This is a genomic window from Nibricoccus aquaticus, from assembly GCF_002310495.1.
Lineage (GTDB): Bacteria > Verrucomicrobiota > Verrucomicrobiia > Opitutales > Opitutaceae > Nibricoccus > Nibricoccus aquaticus.
Map to the genome: position 1 here is coordinate 3,155,700 of NZ_CP023344.1, position 24,417 is coordinate 3,180,116.

Below are 24,417 nucleotides of genomic sequence, written 5' to 3' on the forward strand. Positions count from 1 at the left end.
GAGAGTTTAGCTGTGACTTAAAAAGTAGCCGCGCCAGTAGTTGTATGTGTCGAGGTCTCGGGGCGTGCCCCAGCAAATGTAGCGGTCAACTTCAAAGGGGAGTCCATGAGCGCCGCGTGAGAGGGCAAAGTTGATGGCGTTATCGACGTAGAATTCGTTTTTGATGCGGGAATTTGCGCGAATCATGTCGTCGCACGCATCGAGGAACAGACCTGCTCGGCGAAAACTGAAAGCTCCGATCACTGCATGATCCTTCATGGGGGTATCGCTCAGCGGAACTTTGACGGAAACTCCTGTGATTTGTCCGTCTTCGCCCGTCTTTACCCAGCCGTACATGCGCGGATCTTGCTGCACCGCCGGATTGTTCCGAAATGTCCAGACGAGGAAATCGCTGCGCGGATCGCGCATCACCCGTTCGTAATCAGCCGGAGCCCATGTCATGGCGTTGTCGCAGGCGCCGATGTGAAGCTCATCATCGGGGCGCAATTCATCGCGCGCGAGCAGGCAGGTGCAGGCCTGGCCTTCGGTCAGATGATCGACGGTTATGACGATGCAGGGCTGGAAAAGTTTTTGGAGCGTGAGGTCGATCCTCGCTTGGGCGATATGCTCGGCACGGCAGACAAAAATCCAGAGATCCGGTTTGGGAAGGCTGCGAGCGGCATGGACGATCATGGGTAGTCCGCCGACATCGATCAGCGGCTTGGGCACTGTGTAACCAGCATCGACGAAACGCTGACCAGCGCCGGCCATGGGGATGAGATTTACGCGTCGCGGCATAATCAAAAGAGCAGATGTCAGCCCGCAGTCCCGGTCAGGGCAAGTTCGGTCAATCGGTTATGATGATCTGCCATGACCTGCCAGATGGAGATGGTGTTCACGTGTAATTCGTGGATGGGCGAGCCGTTCATCAAGCTGGCGAGCAGTGGATCGTTCGCAGGCAGGCGCGGTGAGCCGATCGTGAAATGGGGAATCCAATGAGGCCCTACAAAGGGAAAACCGAAGTGTTTAAGGCTGCTGGCAAACGGTTCGCGATCGGCAAGCGGGTGCTGGAGGGACGAGGACTCGCGGAAAGGCGCGACGACTTCAGCTATGGTTAGCTGCAATCGGAGGAGCTCTGGGGAGAGTTTAACACGGTAAGCAACGGTGTGACCGCCTGCCGCCTGGAGATCGTTGGGGAATTCCTGCCAGGCATCGGTTGCGAGCCGGAAGGGAGGGAGGGAGTTGACGGCCGCTCGTAATTTCCCGGTCCAGATTTCAGGGGAGCCATACTCGCCAAACAGCAGGGTGCTGTGTGGTGGGTGGCTTGTGTAGGCTTGCCCGGGCATCGCCAGCTCGAGGATTTTTTTTCGTTCGATCAGCGAGGTGCGAAGCGTGCCTTGTGGCTCGATGAAGATGGCGGTTCGCGGGAGGTTCATATGCGGTGCGCGACGAGCGCATCGGTGATGCGCGCCACTTGTTCTGGGGTCAGGTCGAGATAGCTGCGGCCATCGAGGCGAAGCAGCGCAACCGTCTCCAGGTGATCAACCGGGATCAGGTGCCACTGATGACGTGGGATATTCAGCCCTGCGCCCAGCAGGCAGCGAAGGACGACATTGTGGGAAACGACAAGCGATGGGCGTTCATCGAGACCGGCAATGAACGACTGCAAGCGTTCGTGAACATCGCTGGTATTTTCGCCCCCCGGAAAGCGTGGGTCTTCGTGGCGGGACCAAGCGGCGAAAAGTTCCGGACGCTCTGTGCGGAGTTTTGCGATGCTGAGTCCTTCTGCCGAGCCATAATCTATTTCGTGAAGGCGTGGATCGACCTCGATGAAGACTGCAGGCGCGAGCGCTGCAGCGGTTGTCTGGCAGCGTATCGCCGGGCTGGAAAAAATGCGGGAAGGGCGCGCAGCCAATGGCGGAGGAAGCGTGAGAATGCCGGGATCGCGCCGCTGCCCTAGAAAGGAGCCATCGTTGAGGGCGGTTTTCCCGTGGCGTAGGAAGAGATGACGGGTGGCGCGCCGTTGCCAGGTATCATTGAGATGGTCGGCGAAGGCCGTGATAAACTCCCGGGTGTGGCTGATGGTATCGACGGGGAAGCTGCACTCCCGCTCCTGTTTGATCGCCGCAATTTTCGAGAACCACTCGATGAAGGGAATGCAGGCGGGAAGATAATCCCTCCAGAAGGCGAAGAACTCCTGTTGCGACAGCTTGTGGTTACGACCGGCAACCAACTTGGCGTAGTTCGCTACGAGATTATTGACGATATGGTAGGCGTATTCGCCTTGGTGGCGTGGGTCTAGGTTCAGTCGCTCGGCTTGCTCGCAGCAGCCTGAGGAGGAAAATTCGTAACGGCGAAAGCTGATGGAGCCGGCGGCGAGATCATCGAGGTAGTTGTTGAGGCTCCGGCGAGCATCAAGAAAATGCCGGGGAAAAAGCGCGAGGACAGGATAGATGTCGCGTAGTGATGAACCGAGTACATGCGTGCTGCGTTCCCAGTCGAGGCAGGTGAACGGACTTTTCAGGACGTGCTCACGATGCCCCTGGAGATCGTAAATCATGAGGTGGACAACCACCAGGCCGGGTTCGTCGAATTTGAGCGGACCGAAGGTGTCGTTGATGCGCAGCTGGTGGGAGGGGAGTCCGAGCAAGGCTGGCGAAATAGCTGTAGTGGCCTTGCGGCACGCCGAGAAAATTTCCTCGGTCAACGCGTCGACGATCACGATGACGTCGATGTCGCTGATTCCGGTGAGTCCGGGCTTTTCAACGAAGGAGCCCGTGAAGGTGACCGAGCGGATGCCCGGAATTTCCCCGAGGCTGAGGGCGAGCGCGGAAGCGAAGGTCTGCTTGGAGGAATCGGTGAGGGTGATGCGGTTAGACAGCCTCATGATTATTGGAGGTCTGCAGGCGCATGATCTGACGGGCTGGATTTTCCGCCATGAGTACAGATGACCCTGAGACGACGAATTCCACGTTGAGCAGGTGGACGTTTTTTTCGTTCACGCCTCCATCGATGCAGATTTTGAAGTGAGCGCGTCCAGACCACTTGTTGATGGCTTCAATTCGTTCAAGGGCTTCGATCTGGAAGCTCTGGCCTGACTGGCCGGGCCGGGCGATGGTGAGCAGCATCAGCAGGGTGATGCGGTTGAGAAAGGGAGTGGCCGCATCGAGGGTGGTTGCATGAGTCAGCGCGAGTCCGGGCTGCCGTCCTGCGTCCTCGATGGTTTTAAGCACCTGCGCCAAGTCTTCATCGATTTCATGATGTACGATCACCGTATCGGCGTAGGGCAGAACTTCAGACAGCCATCGTGTGGGGCGGCGGGTCATCAGGTGGACATGGATTTTGCGCTGTGGCCAGTAAGCTCGAATAGTCTCCAAGCGGTAGGAGCGTACATCGGTGTCGGAAGCGCCGAAGGAGGCGTCGATGAGATCGACGTGAATGAAGTCGGGGAACTCGCCGATTTTCTCCCGGATGCCACGGATGTCTTCCACGCCGTTTGCGTAAATGGCCACGCCCACCTGCTTGCGATCAGCGAAGGAATACCGGCGGTGCAAAATATACCCGAATGAAAACAAAACTGCCGAAACCCCGAAACGGGCTTGTTCGTAGCTCCAGCCGAGATCGAGCAGCTGTGTCCGGAAAGCGTAGTTGAGAAGTGCGGACAATCCGGAGATGCCGGCAAAATACAGCAGTGCGCGGTTCCTCTTCGCGACTGGAACCTTGAAGTTGAACCTGACGTTCATCCAGTAGGCAAAGAGCACGCTGATCGTAAGCCCGCAGGATTGGGAGGCGAGCAGCGGAAGGCCCAGGTAGTGAAGTCCCCGCAGCAGGAGGATTTCGATCCAAAGCGACGTCACCCCGAAGACTATGTAAACGAGCAGAAATCGATGACGGTAGAGACGAAATTGCAGTCCGGCGTAGAAGGAAGGTGCGAGGACGTCTTTCATGGCGTGGCTGTGACATTCAGCCTCACGGACTCTGCTGATGACACCCGGTTCATGTGGATGAGTCTTATGTGATGCACCGAAGGCGGACGACGAGTTCGTTCACTCCGCCGGCTAGTTGAGTGTCCGTGCAATCAGGGGGCCGTCCAATAGACGTTCGCAGAGAAGGCGCGGCCGAAGTCTTCGTAGCTATCTTTGGTGATCGGCTTCCAGCTGGCTTCATACGCCTGTTTGGACATGGCGTAGGTGTCGGGATTCGCGTCGATCTCGGCCAATGGCACGAAGCGGGTCAGCGGGGAGGCGTTGGCGTAGAGATACGGGATAAGCCCATTCACCCAAGAGCGGCCGTTTTTGCGGAGGATGGCGTCGAAGCAGTGGAAAGAAGGACGGCCGGGCTTCAGGATGCGATTGATGTCTTTAAGGACATTGACGCGGATATTTGCGTCTTCGGGGGTGTGCTCCAATGCAGAGATCGAGAAGACAAAATCGAAATGGCGGTCGGGGAGCTCCTGATTGAACGAGCCGACGTAGTCGTAGACGATGCGGTAGTGAGGGGAGGTAAACTTGATCGGGCCGTTGCCGAGACCTTCGCACTTGTCCGCATTCCAGCACTCATAGTCCTTGGCGAAGAATTTGAGAATGCGACTGTCGCCTCCGCCGACCTCCAGAATGCGGGAGCCTGAGGCGATGTTTTGTTTGATGAAGCAATACACCAAGTAGTCCTGATAAACCTTCAGGTCGCAGATCTCGGGGTTTGGGTCACCGACGTTGTAGGATTGAAAGGGGAGCCCGCGGAAGAGTTCAAAGTGGGAGAGTTTGGAATAAGAGAACTCGGCGATATTGGCGGGAGTGGGGGATGCGGGCATGGTGTGTGACTAGTTGATTGATGCTGATGAGGTGGCTTGAAGGGCGAGTTCGCGAGTGGCGGCGAGGAGCTGGCGGCGTTTTTCCTTAATCTCGGTTTCGAGCTGACGGATCTGGCGGTCTTTGCGGATGATTTCCGTGCGGGCGTGGCCGAGTTTTTCCCCGGGAGAGAAGACTTGCTCGACCCACCACGTGTGCGTGAGCGACTCCAGAAAGCGGAGGTAGAAAATGAGGTTGTCCACGTCTTGCGATGGTTCGAGCGGGATGGGCTCCGGGCCGATCGTGAGCGGATAGACCGGGAGGTTGGCCATCGGGCTGGCGAAGTTGGTGTGGGTCGCGTCGGGGCCGTAGCCGATGTTGGCGATGAGATTTCTGCCCGGCATGATATGCACGGAGCCGTGGCGCCAGCAGCTGAAGAAGACCTGGAAGTCCCAGGTGTCGATGCCGCCGGCTTTGAGAGCGCGGTAGATTTCGCGCCAGTAGGCGGCTTCGGTGGGGTTGGGGTGGGTTTTTTGCAGCTGGGTCCACCACTCGTCATCGGAGAGCGAGTTGAGGGTGAAGTCGTAGCTCTTCCACGTACGCCGCCAGGTCGCCCAGCCCCACATCTGAAAATACTTGGAGGCGTAGTGGGATTGTCGATGCGGGACGAGGTCGGGGAGAAAATGGGTTCCGGAGATGGTGGCGACACGAGGGTCGTCACGATAGCGTTCCAAGAGGGTGGCGCATACTTGGAAAAAATCCGGATGGGGCAGGCAGTCATCTTCCAAGATGATGCCTTCCTCGACGTGATCGAAGAACCAGGAGATGGCGCCGCTCACTGCGGGCCCGCAGCCGAGGTTGCGGTCACGGAAGAGGGTTTTTACCTCGCATGGCCAGTCGACCTTGGTGGCGATTTCGCGTGTCGCGCGGACGATCTCGGCTTCGCCGGCCTTATTGTCGCGGGCGCCGTCGGCGGCGACGAAGAGTTTCGCGGGTTTGTGCGCGCGGATGGATTCAAAAACGCGTGCCGTTTGTGCCGGGCGGTTGAAAACCAGAAAGAGGACGGGGACTCCCTTTGCGCTCATTAGAAGGGGCTAGGCAAAATCAGACGGTTCGGAGTTCGGCAAGTTATGAAACGCCGGGCGCGTGTGCAGCGACTGGTGTAGGGCGGAGCGCGCCCCACCAGCGGCGAAGCGAAGCGGCCGGATTCCACGTGGTACGCGCGGGGGCCTGTCTCCAGGCGAGCGTGAGGCCGATGGCCTGGCCGAACTCGGCGTATGGTTTGCCGGTCGAGGCGCGCCAGTAGGAGTCGTAGGCGCGCTCGCTCATGGCGTAGAGGTCTTGCTCGTTGAGGATGTCGTCGATCACCGGCCAGTCCTGGATTCGAAAGCGTTTTTGGAGGTAGTCGTGGGCCGGGCCGGTCCAGAAATAATCACGGTTCAAGACTCCGGGGCAGGCGTGGAGGTGGAGTCCGTGTGTGACGGTGCGGGCTGCGAAAAATGCGGCGATCTCTTCCATGGCCACCGGAGTGGTGACTTGATTCAACCAGCCGGCGCTGACGATGGCGTCGAACTTTTCGGGTGCGGCGGGTGCAGCGTTTTTCTCGATGCCGAGCGGGTGCATGGGAACGGCATCGAGCGCGAAGCCCGATTTAATCCAGCGGCCGATGTCGGCGGGGGAGTAGCAGACAATGCTGGACGGCAGCTGGGCCAGCCAGAGTGGTGGGTGCGGATCGAGGTAGAGGATTTTTCCGCCTGCGGGGAGAGCGCGCTTCAGGAGATAGAAGACGATCCACTGGAGAAGCTGAGTGAGTTCGATTTGATCGGAAGCAGGGACAGGCAGTCCGCTGTCGGTAAGCAATTTCCAGTGGCTCGCCCGTATGTGGGCGAATGCGCGGAGGTGGTCGTCTTGAAATGTTTCCGCTGCAGGCGGAGTCGGGTGGGTATTGCGCGGGCGGGCGGGCGTGATCCGGCCGATCCATGCGGGAGTGCCGTGGCTGGTGAAGGCGGGGCTGTCGTGGAAGGGCGCGGGCACGGGTTGTTTCGCGGCGAGGGATTGCCAGATCCATTCGCCGGCGTTTTCCATGCTGAGTTTGCCGGCGGCGGCGCGGACATTGCGGCGCATTTCCTGGCGGATGCGCGGGGTCGTGAGTGTATGGAGTTTTTTGCGCAGGTCGGATTGTTCGTAGCGTGCGGACACGCCGGTTTTTAGCGCGGTGACGAAACGGCCGGCGGCGGTTTCCGGGCTGCCGAGTACGAGTACGGGGGTGTCGGTGCGGCCATGGAGGAAGAGCAGGCGCGATGGGAGGCTGAGACGGGAGAAGGCGATGTTGTCGTCGTCTTTGTCGAGGCTGCCGGAGGGGACAATGATGAAGGGGTACGAGGCGAGGGAGGCGACGAGGTCCTCTTCGGGGAGGTGCCCGAGGCAGCGGATGTTATCGGATTCCCATGCCTCGGGGCTGTCGGGCAGCCAGGCGGCTTGCGGGCCGTTGCCGTACCAGTCGATGTGCAGGCCGGAATCGCGGAGGAGTTTGCGCAGCTGCTGAAAGCGGCTCGCGGTCCAGATGTTACCGATCATCGCGGCGCGGATGGGCTCGCCGGTGACTGGCTGCCAGTAGCACGGGGTGAGCAGTTCTTGTTTTTCCAATACAGGGGGGAGCAGGTGAACGGGCCGACCGAATTTGTGGCTGTAGGCCGCGCATAGTTCGGGGGAGATGCCCAGGCAGAGGTCGGAATTTTTCAGGAGTTCAGCGACCCAGTGATCGGCCACGTGCGGGGCGAACACGTTCTGGTCGTCCATGAGGTAAGTACACAGGGGGGCGCCTGTGAGCTTTTTAACGGCGATGGCGTGGACGAACTCGGAGCGGTAGTAAGGGACGCAGAGGATGCGACGGATGGTGCGGCCGGCGAGGAGGGTCTTGAGCCGGGCTTCTGTTTCCGTCGTGTTCATGAACCTCGATTTCAATTCGAGGTGTTCGTCGCCAAACGGCTCCTGGCCGCCGTACATGGTGGTCGAGCGCAGGCAGATGAATCCGGGGCCGGTGCCGAAGAGGCGCTGCAAAAATATACCAACACCGTGGTGGTGGTTGGTTTCGTTGGCGGTGATGAGCAGGTCGTAGGCTGCGGACATGAATCGATCAGACTTATGGGGGGAGGGACGCGCGAGGCGAGCAGTCGTGTGCCCGGTTTATTTTTGTTTGGGGGCGGGGGTCAGCCAGGTTTTGACGAGCAGTGGCCAGCGGACGAAGCGTGAGTTTAGCGAGGCCATGAGTTGATCGACAATCGTGTCGAGGCGGCGCGTTTGCTGGTCGTGGTGCTGCTGCATGGCGGCGGTGAGCTGTTCTGTTTTTTCGGCTGAGCTAGTGGCTGCCTGGCTCTGGATTTGCACGAGTTGCTCCAATAGCCGGATACGATCAGCCAGGGATGCCGTGAGCGTGTTTAGCTCGTTTTGCGCTGTCTGGGTTCTGTCATGGGCGGTTGTGACCTGAGTCTGAAAGGACTCCAGCTGGCTGGTGAGTTTACCCGCGAGATCTTTGTGCAGGGCTTCGGTGTGTGCCGGGAGCTTGTCGATCCGCGCGTGGATTTCGGTTTTGGCTGAGGTGACTGTGGTCTGGGTGGCGGTGAAGCAGGCGGTGACTGACGACTGGAGCGTGCCTTGTCCGGCGGCGTTTTGTTTGTGAAGCGAGTCGAGCCCGTCGACCAAGTGTTTGTTTCTTTCTTCGATGGCGGTCTGGATCGTGATGAGACGGCTGGACTCTTGCTGGTGGGTGAAGGCGAGGGCGCGGGCCTTGTCGGCTTCGGCAGTCATCAGGGCGAGCTCTTGCTGGAGCTTGGCCTGCGTTTCCTGCGCCTGAGCGGTCGATGTGCTTTGGCGTGTGCTGAGTGTTTCGAGGGCGGCAGCCTGTTCGCGGAGGACGCCAAGCAGGCGGGAGATTTCCTGATCTTTGGCTTCTAGGATTCCTTCCAGGTCGGCATCTCCCGGGGTGTCGTAGGCGGGCTGTGATTCCATGATGGGTGAGTGTTAGCTGGAGCCGGGGAGGGCGATAGGGCTGATGCGGTGCTGGTTGGAGAGAGTATCGAGGAGGTGCTGGGTGTGGGAAGCCTGTCGTGCGTGGGCTTTTTTCAGCAAAGAGAGGCGGGAGTGTGCCAGTGAGCGGAGGCGTTGCGCGGTCTGCTCCTGGGCTTGGAGTTGCCCGAGGAGGCTCGCAATTCGCTGTTCCTGGGTGGCGGCGAGCGCAGAGGATTTTTCGAGCTGGGTCTGGAGTTTGTCGCGCTCGGCGGCGGCGGTGGCTTTATCGGCTGCAGCCTGCTGCTGAGTGGTGGCGTGTTTTCGTATCGCTTGCTCGCATTGGGCTTTGAGCGACTCGATATACGCCGTCTGTTCGGCTGCGGTCTGTCCTAGCTTGGAGAGTTGATCGCGCAGGGATGCGATGAGTGCGTCCTGATCTGTCTGCTGTTTTTTGAGCAGGGAGATGAAGTTGTCCTGCTCGGAAAGGGAGGCCAGGTGCCGTTGAGATTCGGCGAGAACATGCGAGTGATCCTGGCGCAGTGATTCGCGCTCGGATTCGAGCGATGCGATGTAGGCTGCCTGCTTTTCCGCGATCTCTGTGAGTGGAGCGAGTTGAGGGGTGAGTGCCCTCGAGTTTTTTTCGTGACGGGTGGCTGTTTCGGCGGCGGCGCGGATCTCGGAGTCGAGCTGGTCGCGTTGTTTTTCCAGGCTGGCGATATAGGCGGTCTGCTCGTGAGCAGTCGCCGCGAGTTTGTCCAACTGGTCTTTCAGGGATGCGAGTGTGCGGTCGTGCTCGGCGTGCTGCGACTTGAGCTGGGCGATGAATGATTCCTGTGTAGCGAGAGATTTAAGGTGGCGCTTAGATTCAGCGACGGAGAGGGCACTGGCCTGCTGAAGAGAGTCGCGCTCGGATTCGAGGGTTTTGATGTAGGCGGTCTGCTCGGCGGTTGTTTTGGCGATGTGATCGCGCTGGGTGGCCGCGGTCACGGACTCACTTTGCAAGCGGTCGCGATCCTCGGTAGTGGCTTTGAGCGCGGCCGTTTGCTCGGCGACTATTTTGTCGAGGCGGTCGATCTCGGCGGCGGTGTCGTTGCGCGTGAAAAGCGAGGCTTGGAATTCGTCGATTTTGCGAAGCAAAACATCTTTGTAGTTCTGTAGGAAAAACGGGTCTGCCAATAGTAGTTTAAAGCGTACGATCAGCTCTAGTATCTGGCTGGCTTCGCGTTGTCCGCTCCAGATGCCGCCGACATGTTTGCGATAGGCGCCCATGTTGCGGCGTATGAATCCCAGTTTGCCGCTGAAGGTTAGCAGGATGTCGAGGTAGAGGTCGCTAGGCCGACGCAGATACCATTCGGGCAATGGTTCTGCGAATGCGGACCTGCGAAAAACCATCGAGCACGTGGGCTGACGGCTTAAGAGAGAATCGATTATGTCGTGCTGAGAAAATTTATCTTTGGGAGAGTCAAAGTAACTTTTTTGGATCGTATCGCCATTTTGATCGACCAAACGCACGTCATGAAAACAGCCGGCACAGTCAGTATTGGCGCGTAAGTAATCTACCTGACTCTGGAGCTTTTTGGGGTCGGTCCAATAATCGTCACCTTCACAAAGCGCGATAAATTCGCCGTGCGCCTCGCGCAAGGTCATGCGGAAATTAAAACTTCCCCGGGGCCGTCCATCGATGAGGACTGCGTCTTTTCTGCTGCGAAGAAAAACTCTGATCTTTTCGGGATACCGGTGTGCGTAGTCCTGACATACTTCGCGAGTTCCATCGCTTGATTCATCTTCACCAACCAGAATTTCAAAGGGGAAGTCCGTTTTCTGCGCCAACGCACCTTCTATCGCTTTAGAGACAAAGCGTGCGTGCTGGTAGGTGATAAGGCAGACACTTAGCAACGGATGGGCCATCTGTGAGTGGGATAGTAGCCGATGCGCAGGTCTGGTTCGCAAGTATTGTGTGCGTGGTTTGATATCAGCCTGAAGTGTGTGCGGGGGCCGCACGCAAATGCCGGAGGATCTCTTCGGGCGAGTTCCACATCAGAACATCTATGATAGAAAGGTCCGGAACGAAATCGTAGCCTGGGGTAGTGTAGTGAAATGACCGATGCTCCTGAATAGTGAGTTTGATCCCCTTTGCGGCAAAGGCTGCGGAGTCGAAAAGATCGCGTCCGCCGGGTGGATTGATGTATTCCGTGGCGTTTAGCGCCGACGAAATCTCAAGTGCCCATTGGCCGGGGTGAGTGATCGGCGGAAGAGACAGGTTTAGAGAAGAGAAACAGCGAATTTTTAAACGTAAGCCTAGCAACTCACAGCAGGCGGTCATCAGTCGGACATTCACGTCTGCGATGGATGCTCCTGGAGTTCCGCTCAGCGTGGTTGAGAGAAATTCCGTGATAGACTGAAAATAGGGTGCCTTTTTCCGATAGTGTTGCAGTTGGCCGATGATGCGCTCGCACCAGTCATTTCCGGATGCGGCGAAGACATCTTTGATAGCCGTTTCGCGTGCGTGCTTTTGCAGTGGGACAATCACGTACTGCCACGAAGTTGTCGGGTGCAGGATGCGGTTTCGATTAACCCAGCCGTGACGGATGTACTGTGCCGTGTCGAAAACGATCCACTCATCGCATTGCCTGATCAGGTCAAAGTACCCCAGATATGGAGCGAAATACGGCTGCATGATGCCTAATTTCATGCGAAAATTTCTTCAGTGTGATTCAGGCCGGGGCTCGTGCATGAGCAACGAGAGTTCCGATGATTATTTCTTGCAGTTCCGGTGTCACAAGATCGGACATGGGGAGACAAAGAACTTTTTCAGCGGCAGACTCCGATACAGGACAAGGGTGCCCGGATATGTATGATATACGATTGAGTGATGGGTAAAAGTATCGGCGTGGGTAGATGTTGAGCGCTGCGAGCGCTGCCAGGCTGCGTTCAACAGCAGATTCGGTTGGCAGTAGCACAGGGAAGTAAGCGTAGTTATATTCCAAGTTCACTGATTCGGGACGTGGAATGCGAACCGAAGTTCCGGAGAGCAGTTGGGAGTAGTTGTCGTGCTGGCGTCGGTGGCGCGCAAGATTGGCGTCCAAGTGGACCAGATTGCACAGCCCCATGGCTGCATGAAACTCGGAGTTCTTACCGTTAATTCCGAGATGGCGGTGGTCGTCGCGGTGATGTCCGAAGGCACGAGTAAGCCGTATCCGCTCAGCGAGGCTGGCGTCGTCATTGATAACAATCGCGCCACCTTCGACGGTGTGAAAAATTTTGGTGGCGTGAAAGCTAAGGCAGCTCACATCACCGAAAGTGGCCAATGCACGGCCATCCAAGCGGCAGCCGAATGTGTGAGCTGCATCATAAATCACCTTTAGATTATGTCGCCGTGCGATGTCTGAGATTGCGGCAACGTCGCAGGGGAAACCGTAAACATGCGTTGCCAAGATAGCGCGAGTCCGGGGAGTTATGGCTGCTTCGATCAGATTCGGATCGATAGTCAGGTCGCCAAGGCGGATATCCACGAATACCGGCGTGCAGCTTTCCCATAGGACAGCACTGGTTGTAGCGACATAGCTAAAGGGAGTGGTTATGATTTCTCCCTGTAAATTCAGTGCTTTGATGGCGATCTGTAAGGCTGCGGTGCAGTTGGTGACAAACCATATGTGGGGGCTTGCTAAGTAGCTGGCCAAACGCTGCTCAAGTTCACGTACCAATGGACCATTGTTGGTCAGGCAATGGGTATCCCAAATCTGACGAATATAGCCCAGATACTCTTCCAATGGTGGTAGGGTAGAGCGGGTGACCATGATTGGCACAGGTACTGATGAAGTCTGTGAGGTCATGGCGAGTTGCGGGCGAAATATTTCAAGTTAGCGGGAGTGAAGATCAATTAGGGCGATAGTCGGCCGGTCGGTTTCGTCGATTGGTCAGATACGTTTCAGGTCGGGTCATGCGACAGAATTTTTTGCAGAAAGACCATCGCCATCCCTGCTTGGAATTCTGAAACCCGTCCGTTGGCGGTGGCCTTAACCTCAGTAAGTTTGCGAGCGCCGTAACTGCTACGGATGTTGCGATATTTCTCCGCCAAGAGGGAATCCGCTGTTAGAATGACGGCACAGACTGATGAGGGCACTGCGTTGTTTTCTCCAACGATCGCTATGGTGGCTGTTGGGTCATTTGCTGACAGTGAACTGAGTCGAGCATCGCGACTGAAGGCTGCATGCTTGAAAATTATAGTCGGCAGGCCCTGTTTCCGGGCGTCATCGAGTAATGAATTGTTCTTCGGGCGGGGCTCCATCTCGTAGCTGAGTACTGCAGTGAGTCCGGCTGTTGATGAGTCTGGTGAGCAAGCGACAGCCTCCAATCCAGCCCAAGTAGAGGCCTTGAGGATCGGCTCTGGGCAATGTGGAAGAACTCCGACGCGACCGCTAAGATTTAGCCCGGCCAGCGCCATCATGATGGCGAGAGATTCGTTGCTGACGACGACGGCGTTCGGCACGGAGAAGTATTTGCTTAGGGCGGTTTCAAGCTCCTGCGCTAACGGTCCATGGTTCGTGAAATAGCCAGATGCGTAAATGCGCTCTACGACGTCTTTGTAATTTCCCGGGGACATTTATTTTGCGGGTGATGTGAAGAATTCGGGCTCGCTCGCTGCGAACGCGATAAAGTCACAAACGGTAGAGACATCCTGCGGTGTCACTCGTGATCCACAGGGAAGGTTCAGATAGCGTGCTTCGGCCAATTCGGTTTGTTGCATCTCGCGAATGGCGACACTGTAGGAGTAAGTCTTCTGGTGGAGCGGGGGGGAATAATGCTTACGAGCCAAAATTGATTCCGAATTCATGGCGTTACAGAGAGCGTCCCGGTTGATCGGGAAGTTGTCCTGCACCTCGACGACAATATTCTTATAAGAGGTTTGCTCTTGTTCGTCGAATTTCAGCAAACGGATGCCGTTGAGTGACGCCAGTTGCTTTTGGTAAGCCCGATAAATGGTGCGGTTGTGATCTATATTTTTGTTGAGCTCATCCAACGCAGCCAAGGCAAAGGCTGCATGCCCTGGGTGGGGGAGACCGTTTAATCCGTAGTGGGACTCGTCAGGAAATGTCACGACCGCTCCTGTCCGGAAAATTTTCAAGGAGGCCGCGAAGGCCGCGTCGTTGGTGCAAACGTAGCCGCCCTCTAGGCCGTTGATCAACTTGCTGGCATGAAGGGAAAAAACCTCTCCCACTCCGAAAGAGCCGATTCGCTTTCCCGAGACGGTTTCATGCGCAGATTCCACGGCATCGAAAACAACTGGTACGCCCCGGCGTTTGGAGAGGGCGAGAATGCCTGAAACATCGCAGCAATTGACGATAGGGTGCACCGCTAGGATCAACCCAGTCTCTGCACCAATATTCCGGTCTATTGCTTGTGGCGATATGCTGAGGTCAGCCGGATCGATATCAACGAGTACGGGTGTCAGCCCTGCCCAAAATACGACATCAGCCAGTCGACGATATGTGAGTGAGGGGATGATGACTTCAGATTTTCCGGGGAGTGCTTTAAGTTTAATGGCAGAAACCAATGCCCAGAATCCGGTGGAAAAAAGAACGCAGTACTCAGAGTCATGATAGCGACGAAGCCGGTCAGCTAATTGGGCGCAAAGCGCCGGTTCTTGATCGGACTGTTTCTCAAAACCCTCTTCCAGATATCTCAGTACCGATCTTTTTTCGGGGGTGTACAGGTTCGATGTGGAAATAGGCACCGAGAAAAGACCAGGCCCGCCAAGACGTTTGAGGCGGTTGCGAAGGCTCGTTTCACTGTGAGGCTTCATGGCGTTTGCTCCAAATAACGTCGAACCGATAGCGGTGTCCGTAAAATTCCGGCGGCATCTTCACGCACCTAGCTGAAAATCCCAATTGGGTTCCTAGGCTGACCAGCTCTTGCTGCGCCCACCAGACGCCGATGGGGGTGTGCGGATTACCCAGTTCGTAGGATGCTATCTGACGGGCAGCAAAGAAGTCAGCTGCGCTACTGATGTCAGGGACGTTACCCAGAAAAACCGTATCCACATTATGGAAGCGCGCGACTAATGCGCCAGACATTGCGCGAAAGTCGTCCCGGCTAAAATAGGACATGCATCCATAGAGCATGACCTTATCGATGGTTTGCGTCGCTGTGTGATTAGTCACGAAGGCGCGTGCGTCGCTTTCGATATACGCAACATTCTCATTGGGTCGGAAATATTCCCGGGCAATTTCCAGAAGGTAGGGCGAGAAATCCACCCCTGTATATTTTGCTATGCGCTGAAAGAGGCGTGCTGCGAGCGCTCCGTTTCCACAGCCGATGTCGAGGAGGTGGCTAGTGGCGGAAAAATGTATGTGCCGTTCGATTTGTCCGACGATCAATTGGATGTCGTGTTCCGAAACAGGCTGGCCGTTTACCGTGCGTTTGATTTGAGACCAGAAGTCGTCGCGAGCGAATCGTTTTGGGTGCTCTTTATGGATAAAGTCTGGGTCGTCAGATTTCTGCATGGTCGTATTGGCTGCAGTGTCATGTCCCCGTGTTCTGGCTATAGCACCCAACGATTCTCAGGATGCGATGACGGAGATTTGTGTGTCGAAATGCACGGGGCCATGGATGCCGAGATTGAACTGCGGGAGTATCGTGACGAAGGCGGCGTATGAGATGGAGTCAGCCACGGTTGAGCGTGAAAAATCGAGTGTTCCTTCGGGGAAAAAAGCGTCGTCAGAGAATAGGAAGAGTCCGGCGTAGAGCGAATAATCGCCCGATTTTAACGGCAACCGGAACGGCATGGTAACTACGACTGATCCGCCGGCGGGTATGTCCAGCCTGTGGCGATGGGTGCGGTCTGCACAGGAAAGCAGCTCTGTGCCCTGCAAGGTGACACATGATAAGCCGACACGAAATTGGCCGGAGTATCCTTTGGCGCTGTTGAGCACGTATACGGCGGTAATGTCTTCATCCCAGCGCATACATGCGGTGCGACTTCCCTTTTCTCCCAGGACAAAGAAGTTCGTGATTTGGACCTGAGCGGTACCTCGCCGCCTGATCCGGGCATTCTTTTCGAATTCAGTTCTGTCTTCGTTTATCCAGTTATTCGAGGAATGCTTGGGCAGACCCGGGGCGGCTGTGCTGGGCGCAAGATGTTCCTGATGGTCCATCCCCATGGCTCTGGCGCAGTCTCTGTTGTACGCTCCACAGACGTCTGCGGATATTCCTTGTCGCTGGCTGATGCTCCCGGCGAGCCACAGTGCTTTCTGACAAAAAGTCTGGATCGTGCCTGAGTCATGTGTGACAAGCAGGATAGTGCAGCCTCGTCCTTGGAGGTGGCGGATTCGCGCAAAGCACTTTGCTTGGAAGGGCGCGTCACCTACAGAGAGCGCTTCGTCGATGATCAGCACTTCAGGTTCGACCGCTGTTTGCACTGCAAACGCCAGGCGGACCATCATGCCGCTGGAGTAGGTTTTGACGGGCTGTTCGATAAAGTCGCCGATGTCGGCGAAGGCGGCGATGGATTCGAATTTGGCGTCCACTTCGGTTCGCGAAAGGCCGAGCACGGCGGCGTTGAGGTAAACGTTTTCACGGCCGGTGAATTCAGGATTAAAGCCGCTGCCGAGTTCAAGGAGGGCGGCGACGCGGCCGTTGACCTTCACGGTGCCGCTTGTGGGCTGAAGGGTGCCGGCGATGATCTGGAGGATCGTGCTTTTGCCGGAGCCGTTGCGGCCGATGATGCCGACGCTTTCGCCTTTTTTGACTTCGAAGGAGATGTCTTTGAGCGCCCAGAAGTCGCGGTAGTTTTTAGCGGCGCGATTTTCGAGGGACTGAGCCAGTGACGAGCCTGCGGGAAACAGGCCGGCGGCTTTCTGAAAGATGGGGGAGGTGAGGCGGCCGGCGGGGGATTCCCAGATGCGGTAGGCTTTGCTGACACCCTGAACGGAAATGGCGATCTCTTCACTCATGGGTTAGAGGACGTCGGCGAAGGCGGGCTTCATTTTTTTGAAGGCGGCGTGACCCAGCCAGCAGATGACGATGCTGACGATCCATAGGTAGGCGACGTGGTAGAGGTTGGGCGAGCGTTGCCAGAGCACGCCGTCGCGTGCGATTTCAATGGCGAGCAGGAGCGGGTTAAATTGCAGGATGGCCCAGACGAACGGGGGGGCTTTTTCGAGGATCCGGACTGCGGGATAGAAAACCGCGCTGGTGAACATGAGCACGGCGATGAGGAACTGAATGATCTGGCTGACGTCGCGGAAGAAGACGCCGAGTGCCGAGCACAGCCAGGAGATGCCCAGGCCTGCGAAGAGTAGTGGGATGACGGCGACGGGCAGCCAGAGGACGCCGAAATCCAGTCCCTGCCCGAATAATGCGGCGCCCGCGAGTACGAGGCCGAGGGAAACCAGCAGGTGAAAAGTAGCGGCGCCGACAGCGGCGGCGGGAAGGATCTCCACCGGGAAGACGACCTTCTTGATGAAGTTGGGATTTGAAACGATCAGGGTGGGGGAAACAGCGAGGACTTCGGACGCGAAGTGAAAAAGGCTGAGCCCGAAAAATATGCCCAGGCCATAGTCGGTGCGGGTCTCATTGGGCAGAACGCCGAAGCTGCCACCGAAGATGAAGCCGAAGACGAAAACGTAAAGGCCCAGCATCATCAGCGGGCTGGCGAAGGACCAGATCAGGCCGAGGTGGCTGCCTTTGTGGCGCAGCTCTACGTTACGCTGTGTAAATTGCCAGAGCAGCTCCCGGTGTTGCCAGAGGTCGGCGAGAAATGGGGCCAGACGACGAAGCATGATTTGAGGGGTTGCTGGTACACGCTGAGTTGGGTGCCGCAAGGGAGATTTTCGTGAGGGCAAAACGCAGGTTGGCGAAAGCCCGTTGCCCGGTTGCTTCGCGCGTACTGCAATGAATCGTTTGAGGACTGAACAGTGACTTTTTTCCAGCGGTGCGGAGCAGGCCAGCGGCCGGCGCTCCGAGCGCGGACGCAGAATGCCGACGGTGGACGTCCGGTGCTCCCGGCACCTGAGGCATCGACGCGAGGTCGAGCCCTACCGTTTAACTGAGCTTGGCCAGCTCGGATTGGACGAGGCGGGAGACCATTTCTTCGAAGGGGACCGTGTTTTCCCAGCCGAGGACGCGTTTGATTTTGCCGGGGTTGCCGCAGGGGGCGAGGGGCTCGACGGTGGTGACGAGATCGGAGCTGAACTTGACGTAGTCTTTCCAGTTCAGGCCGACGGATTGGAAGGCGAACTCGACCAGGTTTTGCACGGAGTGGAGTTTGCCGGTGGCGAGAATGTAGTCATCGACCGGCGAGCCTTGGAGGATCATCCACATGCCGCGGGCGTAGTCGGGAGCCCAGCCCCAGTCGCGCATACCGGTGAGGCTGCCGAGGGTGAGCTCGGTCTGGCGGCCTTTCTTGATGTTGGCGACGGCGCGAGCGATTTTCATCGTCACGAAGTTCCCACTACGGCGGGGGGACTCGTGGTTGTAGAGGATGGCGGAGCAGGTCTCTAGTTTGTAGGCGATGCGGTAGATGCGCGCCATCTGCTGGGAGAACGCCTTGGCCGCGCCGTAGGGCGTGGTGGGGTTGACGGGGGTGTGCTCGTCTTGAGGCGAGTGGGGCGGGGAGCCGAAGACTTCGCTGCTGGAGGCGTAGAGGAAACGCGGGGGATTCGGAATGTCGCGGATGATCTCCAGCAAGCGGAGCGTGGCCATGCCGATGCTATCGACGGTGTTTTCCGGGAGCTCGAGGCTGATGCGGGGGCTGGACTGGCCCGCGAGATGGTAGAACTCGGTGGGCTTGGCCTTGCTGATGATGCGACGGAGGTGGGTGGCGTCTTCGAACGACCCGTTGTGTAGGAAGAGCTGTTTGTTGTAGATCTTCGGGTCGTTGAAGAGGTGCTTGATGTTGCTGCCGCCAAGCGTGTCGGGGCGATGAACGAGGCCGTGGACCTCGTAGCCTTTTTCAAGCAGCAGTTCGCAGAGGTAGGAGCCGTCCTGTCCGGTGATGCCGGTGACGAATGCGCTTTTTTGGCTCATGGGTTTAGAACGAGGCGTTGATCGTGTTACGACGGAGGTCGGCTTCGACCATCATCTGGCAGAGTTGCTCGAGGGTGGTCTTGGGTTCCCAGCCGAGTTTTTCTTTGGCTTTGGCGGGGTTGCCGATGAGGAGCTCGACTTCGGCGGGGCGGTAGAACTTGGGATTGATGCGGACGAGGAGTTTGCCGGTTTTGGCATCGGTGGCGGTTTCGTTTTCGGCGGCGCCTTTCCAGACGAGGGCGATGTTGACGGCTTTGAATGCCATCGTGACGAAGTCGCGGACGGTCTCGGTGCGGTTGGTGGCGAGGACGAAGGTGTCGGGCTCGTCGGCCTGCAACATGCGCCACATGCCTTCGACGTATTCGTCGGCGAAGCCCCAGTCGCGTTTGGCGTCGATGTTGCCGAGTTCGAGGACGTCGAGTTTGCCCTGGACGATCTTGGCGACGGAGTCGGTGATTTTGCGGGTAACGAATTCGCGGCCGCGGAGGGGCGATTCGTGATTAAAGAGGATGCCGCTGCAGCCGAAGATGTCGTAGGATTCGCGGTAGTTGATGGTGATCCAGTGGGCGTAGAGTTTGGCGACGCCGTAGGGGCTGCGGGGATAGAAGGGCGTGGTCTCGATCTGGGGAACGGCCTGGACTTTGCCGAACATCTCTGAGGTGGAGGCCTGGTAGAAACGGATCTTGCGGTTAACCGTGCGGATGGCTTCGAGGAGATTGAGGGCGCCGACGCCGGTGATCTGGGCGGTGGTGGAGGGCTGGTCGAAGGAGACGCCGACGAAGCTTTGGGCGGCGAGGTTGTAGACTTCGGTGACGCCGGCTTTGTCGATGAGGCGGGTGTTCGTGCCGAGGTCGGTGAGATCGTATTCGACGAGGTGGAGATTGGGGTGTTTGTCGCAGCCGAGTTCTTCGAGGCGCCAGAAATTGACCGAGCTGGTGCGGCGGTAGGTGCCGTAAACGGTGTAGCCTTTGCCGAGAAGGAGGCGCGTGAGATAAGCGCCGTCCTGACCTGTGATACCGGTGACGAGTGCGACTTTAGACATGGTTTTTAAGAAGAGTAATGGTGGGCGTTGAACGTGCTCGTTTTTGGCGCGTCAGGAAGGGGGGTGTTTACACGCGTTCTCAGCGAGATGGTCAACAGGGGAGATCACAGGACCGGATACGCCGTCGGCCTCGCAGATCCGGTCCCGAGGAGGGAATGCGGTCTGTGAGGGGGGAACCGCAGGGCACGGCCGGTGAAAAGCCGGTCAGATCGAGCGGGCGGCGCTGGTGGCGGGGAGCGTGACGGAGTGGGACTCGGGAGACGCGGGCGCGTTGTGGGAGGCCTGGGCGGGTGCTTTGGTTTTCTCGTGTCCGCTGATGAGGAGATAAAACGCGGGGATGACGTAGAGGGTGAGGGCGGTGCCGACGAGGAGGCCGCCGATGACGCCGAGGCCCATCGAAACGCGGCTTTCCGCGCCGGCTCCGAGCGCGAGCGCGATCGGTAGGACGCCGAGGATCGTACAGAGCGAAGTCATCAAGATCGGACGGAAGCGCGAGGAGGCGGCTTCGGTCATGGCGGTTTTGGCGTCGACGCCGGCGTGGCGGCGCTGGGTGGCGAATTCGACGAGGAGAATGCCGTTCTTGGTGACGAGGCCGATCAGCATGATGAGGCCGATCTGGGAGAAGATGTTGAGCGTCTCCTTGAAGAGCCAGAGCGTGACAAAGGCACCGGCGAGGGCGAGGGGCACGGTGAGCATGATCGTGAACGGATCGCGGAAACTTTCGAACTGCGCGGCGAGGACGAGATAAACGAGGATCAGGGCGAGCGCGAAGACGAAGCCGAGGCTGGAGGAGCTTTCGATGAAGTCTTTGGAAGCGCCGGTGAACTCGGTGGTGAAGCGGTCGTCGAGCGTGGCTTTGGCGGCGGCGAGGAGGGCGTCGTTGCCCTGGCCGAGGGTGTATCCGTTGTTCAAGTTTCCCGAGATGGTGGCGGCGACGAAGCGGTTGTAGCGGTAGAGCTGGGGGGCGCTGCTGGTCTCGGTGAGGGTGATGAGGTTATCTAGCGGGATGGTTTCGCCGCTGGCGGCTTTGACGTTGATGGCGCCGAGGTCGCTGGTCTTGGCGCGGTCTTCGCGGAGGAGCTGGCCGAGGACTTCGTATTGTTTGCCGTTGAAGATGAAGTAGCCGAAGCGCTGGCCGCTGAGCGCGGCTTGCAGGGTGGAGGCGATGTCGGCCGCGGAGACGCCGAGGCTCTGGGCTTTGTCGCGGTCGATGGAGATGCGGACTTCGGGCTGGTTGAACTTCAGATCGGAATCGACGAAGGAGAAGGCAGGGCTCTTGGAGGCTTCTTGGAGGAATTTATCGAGCGCGCCTTCGAGATCGCTGAGTTCAGCGGCTTGAATGACGAGCTGGGCGGAGAGGCCGGCGCCGCGGCGTTCGCCGATGGAGGGTTCCTGCGAGACGGAGGTGCGCGCGCCGGTGAGCGGGCGGACGGCGGCCTGGAGTTTGGCGGCGAGTTCCTGCTGGGTAAATTTGCGGTCGCCTCGGTCTTTGAGGAAAACACGGACGAAGCCGGCGTTGGCGGAGCCGATGCCGCCGGGACCGCCGACGGGGGCCTGGGTCATGGTGACGACGTATTCATCGCCCAGCTGCTCGCGGACAATCTGGGTGAGGTCGTCGAGGTAGTTGACGGTGTAATCGTAGGAAGCGCCTTCGGGGGCGGTGGTGCGGACCCAGATGCGGCCGCGATCTTCGAGCGGGGTGAGTTCGCGGGGGAGGGCGCGGTTGCAGGCGACGATAATGGCGATGGAGCCTGCGAGGACGACGAAGGCGAACCAGGGAAAGCGGAGGAAGCTGGCGAGGGAGTTTTCGTAGGCGCGGGTGAGTCCGGCGAAGAACGGCTCGGTGCGGTTGTAGAGCCAGTTTTGCTGTCCATGCGGTTTGAGCAGGCGGACGGACATCATCGGCGTGAGCGTGAGCGCGACGAAGGCGGAGATGATCACGGCGCCGGCGATGACGACGCCGAATTCGCGGAAGAGTTTGCCGGTGAGTCCGCCGAGGAAGATCACGGGCATGAAGACGGCGGCGAGCGCGATCGTCGTGGAGATGACGGCGACGAAAATTTCCTGGGTGCCCTTGATGCCGGCTTCGAAGGGCTCCATGCCCTGCTCGATTTTGGCGTAGATGTTTTCGAGGACGACGATGGCGTCGTCCACGACGAGGCCGATGGCGAGGACGAGGCCGAGCAACGTGAGGACGTTGATGGAGAAGCCCGCGAGATCCATGATCAGGAACGTGCCGACGATGGACACGGGGATCGCGAGCATGGGGATGAGCGTGCTGCGCCAGTCGCGGAGGAAAATGAAGATGACGAGGACGACGAGGCCGAAGGCGATGAGGAGCGTTTCCTGCACCTCGTGGATGGCGGTGCGGACGTAGGTGGTATTATCGTAGCCGATGGCGAAATCGATGTCGGCGGGTTTTTCTTTTTCGATCTGAGCGAGGCGGGTGCGGAGCTGGTCGGAAATTTCAAGCTGGTTGGCGCCGGGCTGGGGACGAACGTACACGCCGATCATGGGTGTGCTGCCGACCTTGAGGATGGAGCGGAGATTTTGCGGTCCCAGTTCAGCGTAACCGATGTCGCTGAAGCGGACGATCTGGTCGCCGTCGCGTTTGAGGATGACGCGGCCGAATTCCTCGGGCGTGGCGAGGCGGCTGAGGGTGCGGACGGTGAGTTCGACGTTAGCGCCCTCGATGCGGCCGGAGGGGAGCTCGATGTTTTCGCGCTGGAGGGCGGAGCGGACATCAAGCGGCGTGAGTCCGTAAGCGGCGAGACGCGACGGGTCCATCCAGAGGCGCATCGCGTAGCGTTTTTCGCCGACGAGATCGATGTTGCTGACGCCGGGGACAGTCTGGAGACGTTCGCGGAGGTTGTCGGCGTAGGCGGAGAGTTCGAGGAGGCTGCGGGAAGGACTGCTGACGACGACGCCGAAGAAGGGGTTCGAGTCGGCGTCGGACTTGTTGACGATCGGGGGATTCGCGTCGGCGGGGAGATTGCGGGAGGCGCGGCCAAGCTGGTCGCGGACGTCGTTGGCGGCGGCTTCGAGGTTGATGTCGATGCCGAACTCGACGCGGACCTGGCTGGAACCCTCGCGGCTGATCGACGTGAGATTACTGATACCGGCTACGGCGTTGACGGCGGCCTCGATGGGCTCGGTGATCTGCGACTCGATGACCTCGGCGCTGGCGCCGGGATAAGTCGTGATGATGGTGACGACTGGTGGATCAACGGCGGGATATTCGCGGACGCCGAGCCGGGTGGCGCTGAGCGCGCCGAGCAGGACGATGGTGAAGGAGAGGACGCCGGCGAGGACGGGGCGCCGGATGCTGAGGGAGGCGAGCGACATGGGTGTGAGCGCGGGCGGTTACTCAGTGAGTTTCACGCGGATGACGGCGCCGTCGCGGAGTTGCTGAACGCCGGAAGTGAGGACGACATCGCCCTCTTTCAATCCCTCGACGATCTGTACTTGAGTGTTGGTGCGGGCGCCGGTGACGACTTTGACGCGGCGGGCCTTGCCCTCCCGTTCGACGAAGACGTGGCGTTCTTCCAAGCCGGCGAGTATCGAGATGGCGGGCACGAGCAACGAAGCCTCGGACTGCTGGACGGTGTACTGGACGCGGGCGAAGGTGCCGGGGAGGAGGGAGCCGTCGAGATTGCGGCAGATGGCACGCAGGAGAACGGAGCGGGTGGAGACATCGATGCGTGGCTCCACGGCGTAAACTTCGCCGGTGTACGTTTGTTTGCTGCCCGCGACGGTGAAGCGGATGGGGTCGCCGGGTTTGACGCGTGGAGCGTAGCGTTCGGGGACGGAGAAATCGACTTTGAGGTGGGTGATGCCCTGGAGCGTGGCGATACGGGCGGCGGGATTTACGTAGGCGCCGACGGAGACGAAGCGGATGCCGGCGACGCCGTCGAACGGGGCGCGGATCTCGGTCTTCTTAATGTCGGCGCGGATGAAGTCGGCCTCGGCATCGAGGACGGAGAGTTCGCCGCGAGCCTCGTCGTAATCCTGTTTGCTGACGCCGCCCTCCTCGACGAGACGGGCAAGACGCTGTTCGCGGAAGCCGGCGAGTTCGCGGCGGGACTGGGCGCGGCGGAGGTTGGCCTGGAGGGAGGAGTCGTCGATTTTGACGAGGACGTCGCCGGCTTTCACGCGCTGGCCCTCGGTGAAATTGATGGCGGCGATTTTTCCATTCACCTCGGTCTGGATCTCGACGGATTCCTCGGCGCGGAGGGTGCCGTTGGCGCTGATGGACTCGGTGAAAGGGATGGCGTGTAGTTTAATGCCGGTGACGGGTATGCCGGCGCCGGCGTTGCGAGCAGGCGTGGCGGCGGGTTTGGCGGCGGGTTTGAATTTTTTCCAGGCGAAGACGCTGAGCGCGCCGAGGGCCAGGAGGGTGATGAGGATGGCGATGAGTTTGCCGCGGCCTTTTTTCGACGAAGGAGGCGAAGACGGAGGAGCGTGGCGCGGCGGCGAGGGCGGTGCGGCGTGCGGGCGGGCGGCGACGGGTTCGCTGACGGAGAGTATGGTTTTCAAGCGAGGCGGAGGGCTGACGTGAGCGCGCGGATGCGGTGT

20 protein-coding genes are annotated in these 24,417 nt (G+C 58.8%); all 20 read right to left on the reverse strand.

Annotation, left to right across the window (positions count from 1 at the left end; translation table 11 throughout):
• Window positions 1-6 precede the first annotated feature (6 nt).
• The 20 genes from CMV30_RS12610 to CMV30_RS12705 all read right to left on the reverse strand — a co-directional run bounded on the left by CMV30_RS12610 (window position 7) and on the right by CMV30_RS12705 (window position 24,378).
• Window positions 7-750 (reverse strand): sugar phosphate nucleotidyltransferase, encoded by a 744-nt coding sequence (locus CMV30_RS12610; RefSeq protein ID WP_096056365.1) that lies wholly within the window; start codon window positions 748-750, stop codon window positions 7-9.
• A gap of 44 nt (window positions 751-794) precedes the next feature.
• Entirely contained in the window at window positions 795-1,415 is a 621-nt protein-coding gene (locus CMV30_RS12615) for a 2'-5' RNA ligase family protein (protein ID WP_096056366.1), read from the reverse strand.
• On the reverse strand, window positions 1,412-2,866 hold the full coding sequence (locus CMV30_RS12620; protein ID WP_096056367.1) for a histidine phosphatase family protein: 1,455 nt from the start codon (window positions 2,864-2,866) through the stop codon (window positions 1,412-1,414). Before CMV30_RS12620 ends, CMV30_RS12615 begins: the two co-directional genes overlap by 4 nt.
• Window positions 2,853-3,926 carry a GtrA family protein gene (locus CMV30_RS12625; protein ID WP_096056368.1) on the reverse strand — a complete coding sequence of 358 codons (1,074 nt, stop codon included), beginning with the start codon at window positions 3,924-3,926 and terminating at the stop codon, window positions 2,853-2,855. The genes CMV30_RS12620 and CMV30_RS12625 overlap by 14 nt, the downstream gene beginning before the upstream one ends.
• Before the next feature lie 131 nt (window positions 3,927-4,057).
• A complete protein-coding gene (locus CMV30_RS12630; protein ID WP_096056369.1) occupies window positions 4,058-4,789 on the reverse strand; it encodes a class I SAM-dependent methyltransferase in 732 nt (243 codons plus the stop codon).
• Between the two features lie 9 nt (window positions 4,790-4,798).
• Window positions 4,799-5,851 (reverse strand): glycosyltransferase family protein, encoded by a 1,053-nt coding sequence (locus CMV30_RS12635; protein ID WP_096056370.1) that lies wholly within the window; start codon window positions 5,849-5,851, stop codon window positions 4,799-4,801.
• Window positions 5,852-5,894: 43 nt separating this feature from the next.
• Window positions 5,895-7,895 carry a glycosyltransferase family protein gene (locus CMV30_RS12640; protein ID WP_096056371.1) on the reverse strand — a complete coding sequence of 667 codons (2,001 nt, stop codon included), beginning with the start codon at window positions 7,893-7,895 and terminating at the stop codon, window positions 5,895-5,897.
• Window positions 7,896-7,952: 57 nt separating this feature from the next.
• Window positions 7,953-8,774 (reverse strand): coiled-coil domain-containing protein, encoded by an 822-nt coding sequence (locus tag CMV30_RS12645; RefSeq protein WP_096056372.1) that lies wholly within the window; start codon window positions 8,772-8,774, stop codon window positions 7,953-7,955.
• Window positions 8,775-8,786: 12 nt separating this feature from the next.
• Complete coding sequence (locus CMV30_RS12650) at window positions 8,787-10,682, reverse strand: glycosyltransferase (protein WP_096056373.1); 1,896 nt, start codon at window positions 10,680-10,682, stop codon at window positions 8,787-8,789.
• 64 nt (window positions 10,683-10,746) lie between these two features.
• A complete protein-coding gene (locus CMV30_RS12655; RefSeq protein WP_096056374.1) occupies window positions 10,747-11,466 on the reverse strand; it encodes a WbqC family protein in 720 nt (239 codons plus the stop codon).
• A gap of 22 nt (window positions 11,467-11,488) precedes the next feature.
• Window positions 11,489-12,571, reverse strand: a complete 1,083-nt coding sequence (locus tag CMV30_RS12660) for a DegT/DnrJ/EryC1/StrS family aminotransferase (protein WP_217494389.1) — start codon at window positions 12,569-12,571, stop codon at window positions 11,489-11,491.
• 131 nt (window positions 12,572-12,702) lie between these two features.
• A complete protein-coding gene (locus tag CMV30_RS12665) occupies window positions 12,703-13,377 on the reverse strand; it encodes a DegT/DnrJ/EryC1/StrS family aminotransferase (protein WP_096056376.1) in 675 nt (224 codons plus the stop codon).
• On the reverse strand, window positions 13,378-14,577 hold the full coding sequence (locus CMV30_RS12670; RefSeq protein ID WP_096056377.1) for an aminotransferase class I/II-fold pyridoxal phosphate-dependent enzyme: 1,200 nt from the start codon (window positions 14,575-14,577) through the stop codon (window positions 13,378-13,380).
• Entirely contained in the window at window positions 14,561-15,277 is a 717-nt protein-coding gene (locus CMV30_RS12675) for a class I SAM-dependent methyltransferase (protein WP_096056378.1), read from the reverse strand. Before CMV30_RS12675 ends, CMV30_RS12670 begins: the two co-directional genes overlap by 17 nt.
• Before the next feature lie 57 nt (window positions 15,278-15,334).
• Window positions 15,335-16,726 carry an ABC transporter ATP-binding protein gene (locus CMV30_RS20790; RefSeq protein WP_096056379.1) on the reverse strand — a complete coding sequence of 464 codons (1,392 nt, stop codon included), beginning with the start codon at window positions 16,724-16,726 and terminating at the stop codon, window positions 15,335-15,337.
• 3 nt (window positions 16,727-16,729) lie between these two features.
• Window positions 16,730-17,554: an ABC transporter permease gene (locus CMV30_RS12685; protein ID WP_096056380.1), complete on the reverse strand. Its 825-nt coding sequence runs from the start codon at window positions 17,552-17,554 to the stop codon at window positions 16,730-16,732.
• Window positions 17,555-17,816: 262 nt separating this feature from the next.
• Complete coding sequence (locus tag CMV30_RS12690; protein WP_096056381.1) at window positions 17,817-18,800, reverse strand: GDP-mannose 4,6-dehydratase; 984 nt, start codon at window positions 18,798-18,800, stop codon at window positions 17,817-17,819.
• Window positions 18,801-18,804: 4 nt separating this feature from the next.
• Window positions 18,805-19,842, reverse strand: coding sequence for a GDP-mannose 4,6-dehydratase (gmd, locus tag CMV30_RS12695; RefSeq protein ID WP_096056382.1), 1,038 nt, complete (start codon window positions 19,840-19,842; stop codon window positions 18,805-18,807).
• Window positions 19,843-20,046: 204 nt separating this feature from the next.
• Complete coding sequence (locus CMV30_RS12700; protein WP_096056383.1) at window positions 20,047-23,187, reverse strand: efflux RND transporter permease subunit; 3,141 nt, start codon at window positions 23,185-23,187, stop codon at window positions 20,047-20,049.
• Between the two features lie 18 nt (window positions 23,188-23,205).
• Window positions 23,206-24,378, reverse strand: a complete 1,173-nt coding sequence (locus CMV30_RS12705) for an efflux RND transporter periplasmic adaptor subunit (protein WP_175414863.1) — start codon at window positions 24,376-24,378, stop codon at window positions 23,206-23,208.
• Window positions 24,379-24,417: the final 39 nt, after the last annotated feature.

Bases quoted from the DNA above. Each gene is read 5' to 3' on its own strand.
- CMV30_RS12635 (WP_096056370.1), bottom strand. From the start codon at position 5,851: ATGAGCGCAAAGGGAGTCCCCGTCCTCTTTCTGGTTTTCAACCGCCCG.
- CMV30_RS12620 (WP_096056367.1), bottom strand. From the start codon at position 2,866: ATGAGGCTGTCTAACCGCATCACCCTCACCGATTCCTCCAAGCAGACC.
- CMV30_RS12610 (WP_096056365.1), bottom strand. From the start codon at position 750: ATGGCCGGCGCTGGTCAGCGTTTCGTCGATGCTGGTTACACAGTGCCC.
- CMV30_RS20790 (WP_096056379.1), bottom strand. From the start codon at position 16,726: ATGAGTGAAGAGATCGCCATTTCCGTTCAGGGTGTCAGCAAAGCCTAC.
- CMV30_RS12685 (WP_096056380.1), bottom strand. From the start codon at position 17,554: ATGCTTCGTCGTCTGGCCCCATTTCTCGCCGACCTCTGGCAACACCGG.
- CMV30_RS12665 (WP_096056376.1), bottom strand. From the start codon at position 13,377: ATGTCCCCGGGAAATTACAAAGACGTCGTAGAGCGCATTTACGCATCT.
- gmd (WP_096056382.1), bottom strand. From the start codon at position 19,842: ATGTCTAAAGTCGCACTCGTCACCGGTATCACAGGTCAGGACGGCGCT.
- CMV30_RS12630 (WP_096056369.1), bottom strand. From the start codon at position 4,789: ATGCCCGCATCCCCCACTCCCGCCAATATCGCCGAGTTCTCTTATTCC.
- CMV30_RS12655 (WP_096056374.1), bottom strand. From the start codon at position 11,466: ATGAAATTAGGCATCATGCAGCCGTATTTCGCTCCATATCTGGGGTAC.
- CMV30_RS12675 (WP_096056378.1), bottom strand. From the start codon at position 15,277: ATGCAGAAATCTGACGACCCAGACTTTATCCATAAAGAGCACCCAAAA.
- CMV30_RS12670 (WP_096056377.1), bottom strand. From the start codon at position 14,577: ATGAAGCCTCACAGTGAAACGAGCCTTCGCAACCGCCTCAAACGTCTT.
- CMV30_RS12700 (WP_096056383.1), bottom strand. From the start codon at position 23,187: ATGTCGCTCGCCTCCCTCAGCATCCGGCGCCCCGTCCTCGCCGGCGTC.
- CMV30_RS12645 (WP_096056372.1), bottom strand. From the start codon at position 8,774: ATGGAATCACAGCCCGCCTACGACACCCCGGGAGATGCCGACCTGGAA.
- CMV30_RS12640 (WP_096056371.1), bottom strand. From the start codon at position 7,895: ATGTCCGCAGCCTACGACCTGCTCATCACCGCCAACGAAACCAACCAC.
- CMV30_RS12625 (WP_096056368.1), bottom strand. From the start codon at position 3,926: ATGAAAGACGTCCTCGCACCTTCCTTCTACGCCGGACTGCAATTTCGT.
- CMV30_RS12650 (WP_096056373.1), bottom strand. From the start codon at position 10,682: ATGGCCCATCCGTTGCTAAGTGTCTGCCTTATCACCTACCAGCACGCA.
- CMV30_RS12690 (WP_096056381.1), bottom strand. From the start codon at position 18,800: ATGAGCCAAAAAAGCGCATTCGTCACCGGCATCACCGGACAGGACGGC.
- CMV30_RS12660 (WP_217494389.1), bottom strand. From the start codon at position 12,571: ATGGTCACCCGCTCTACCCTACCACCATTGGAAGAGTATCTGGGCTAT.
- CMV30_RS12615 (WP_096056366.1), bottom strand. From the start codon at position 1,415: ATGAACCTCCCGCGAACCGCCATCTTCATCGAGCCACAAGGCACGCTT.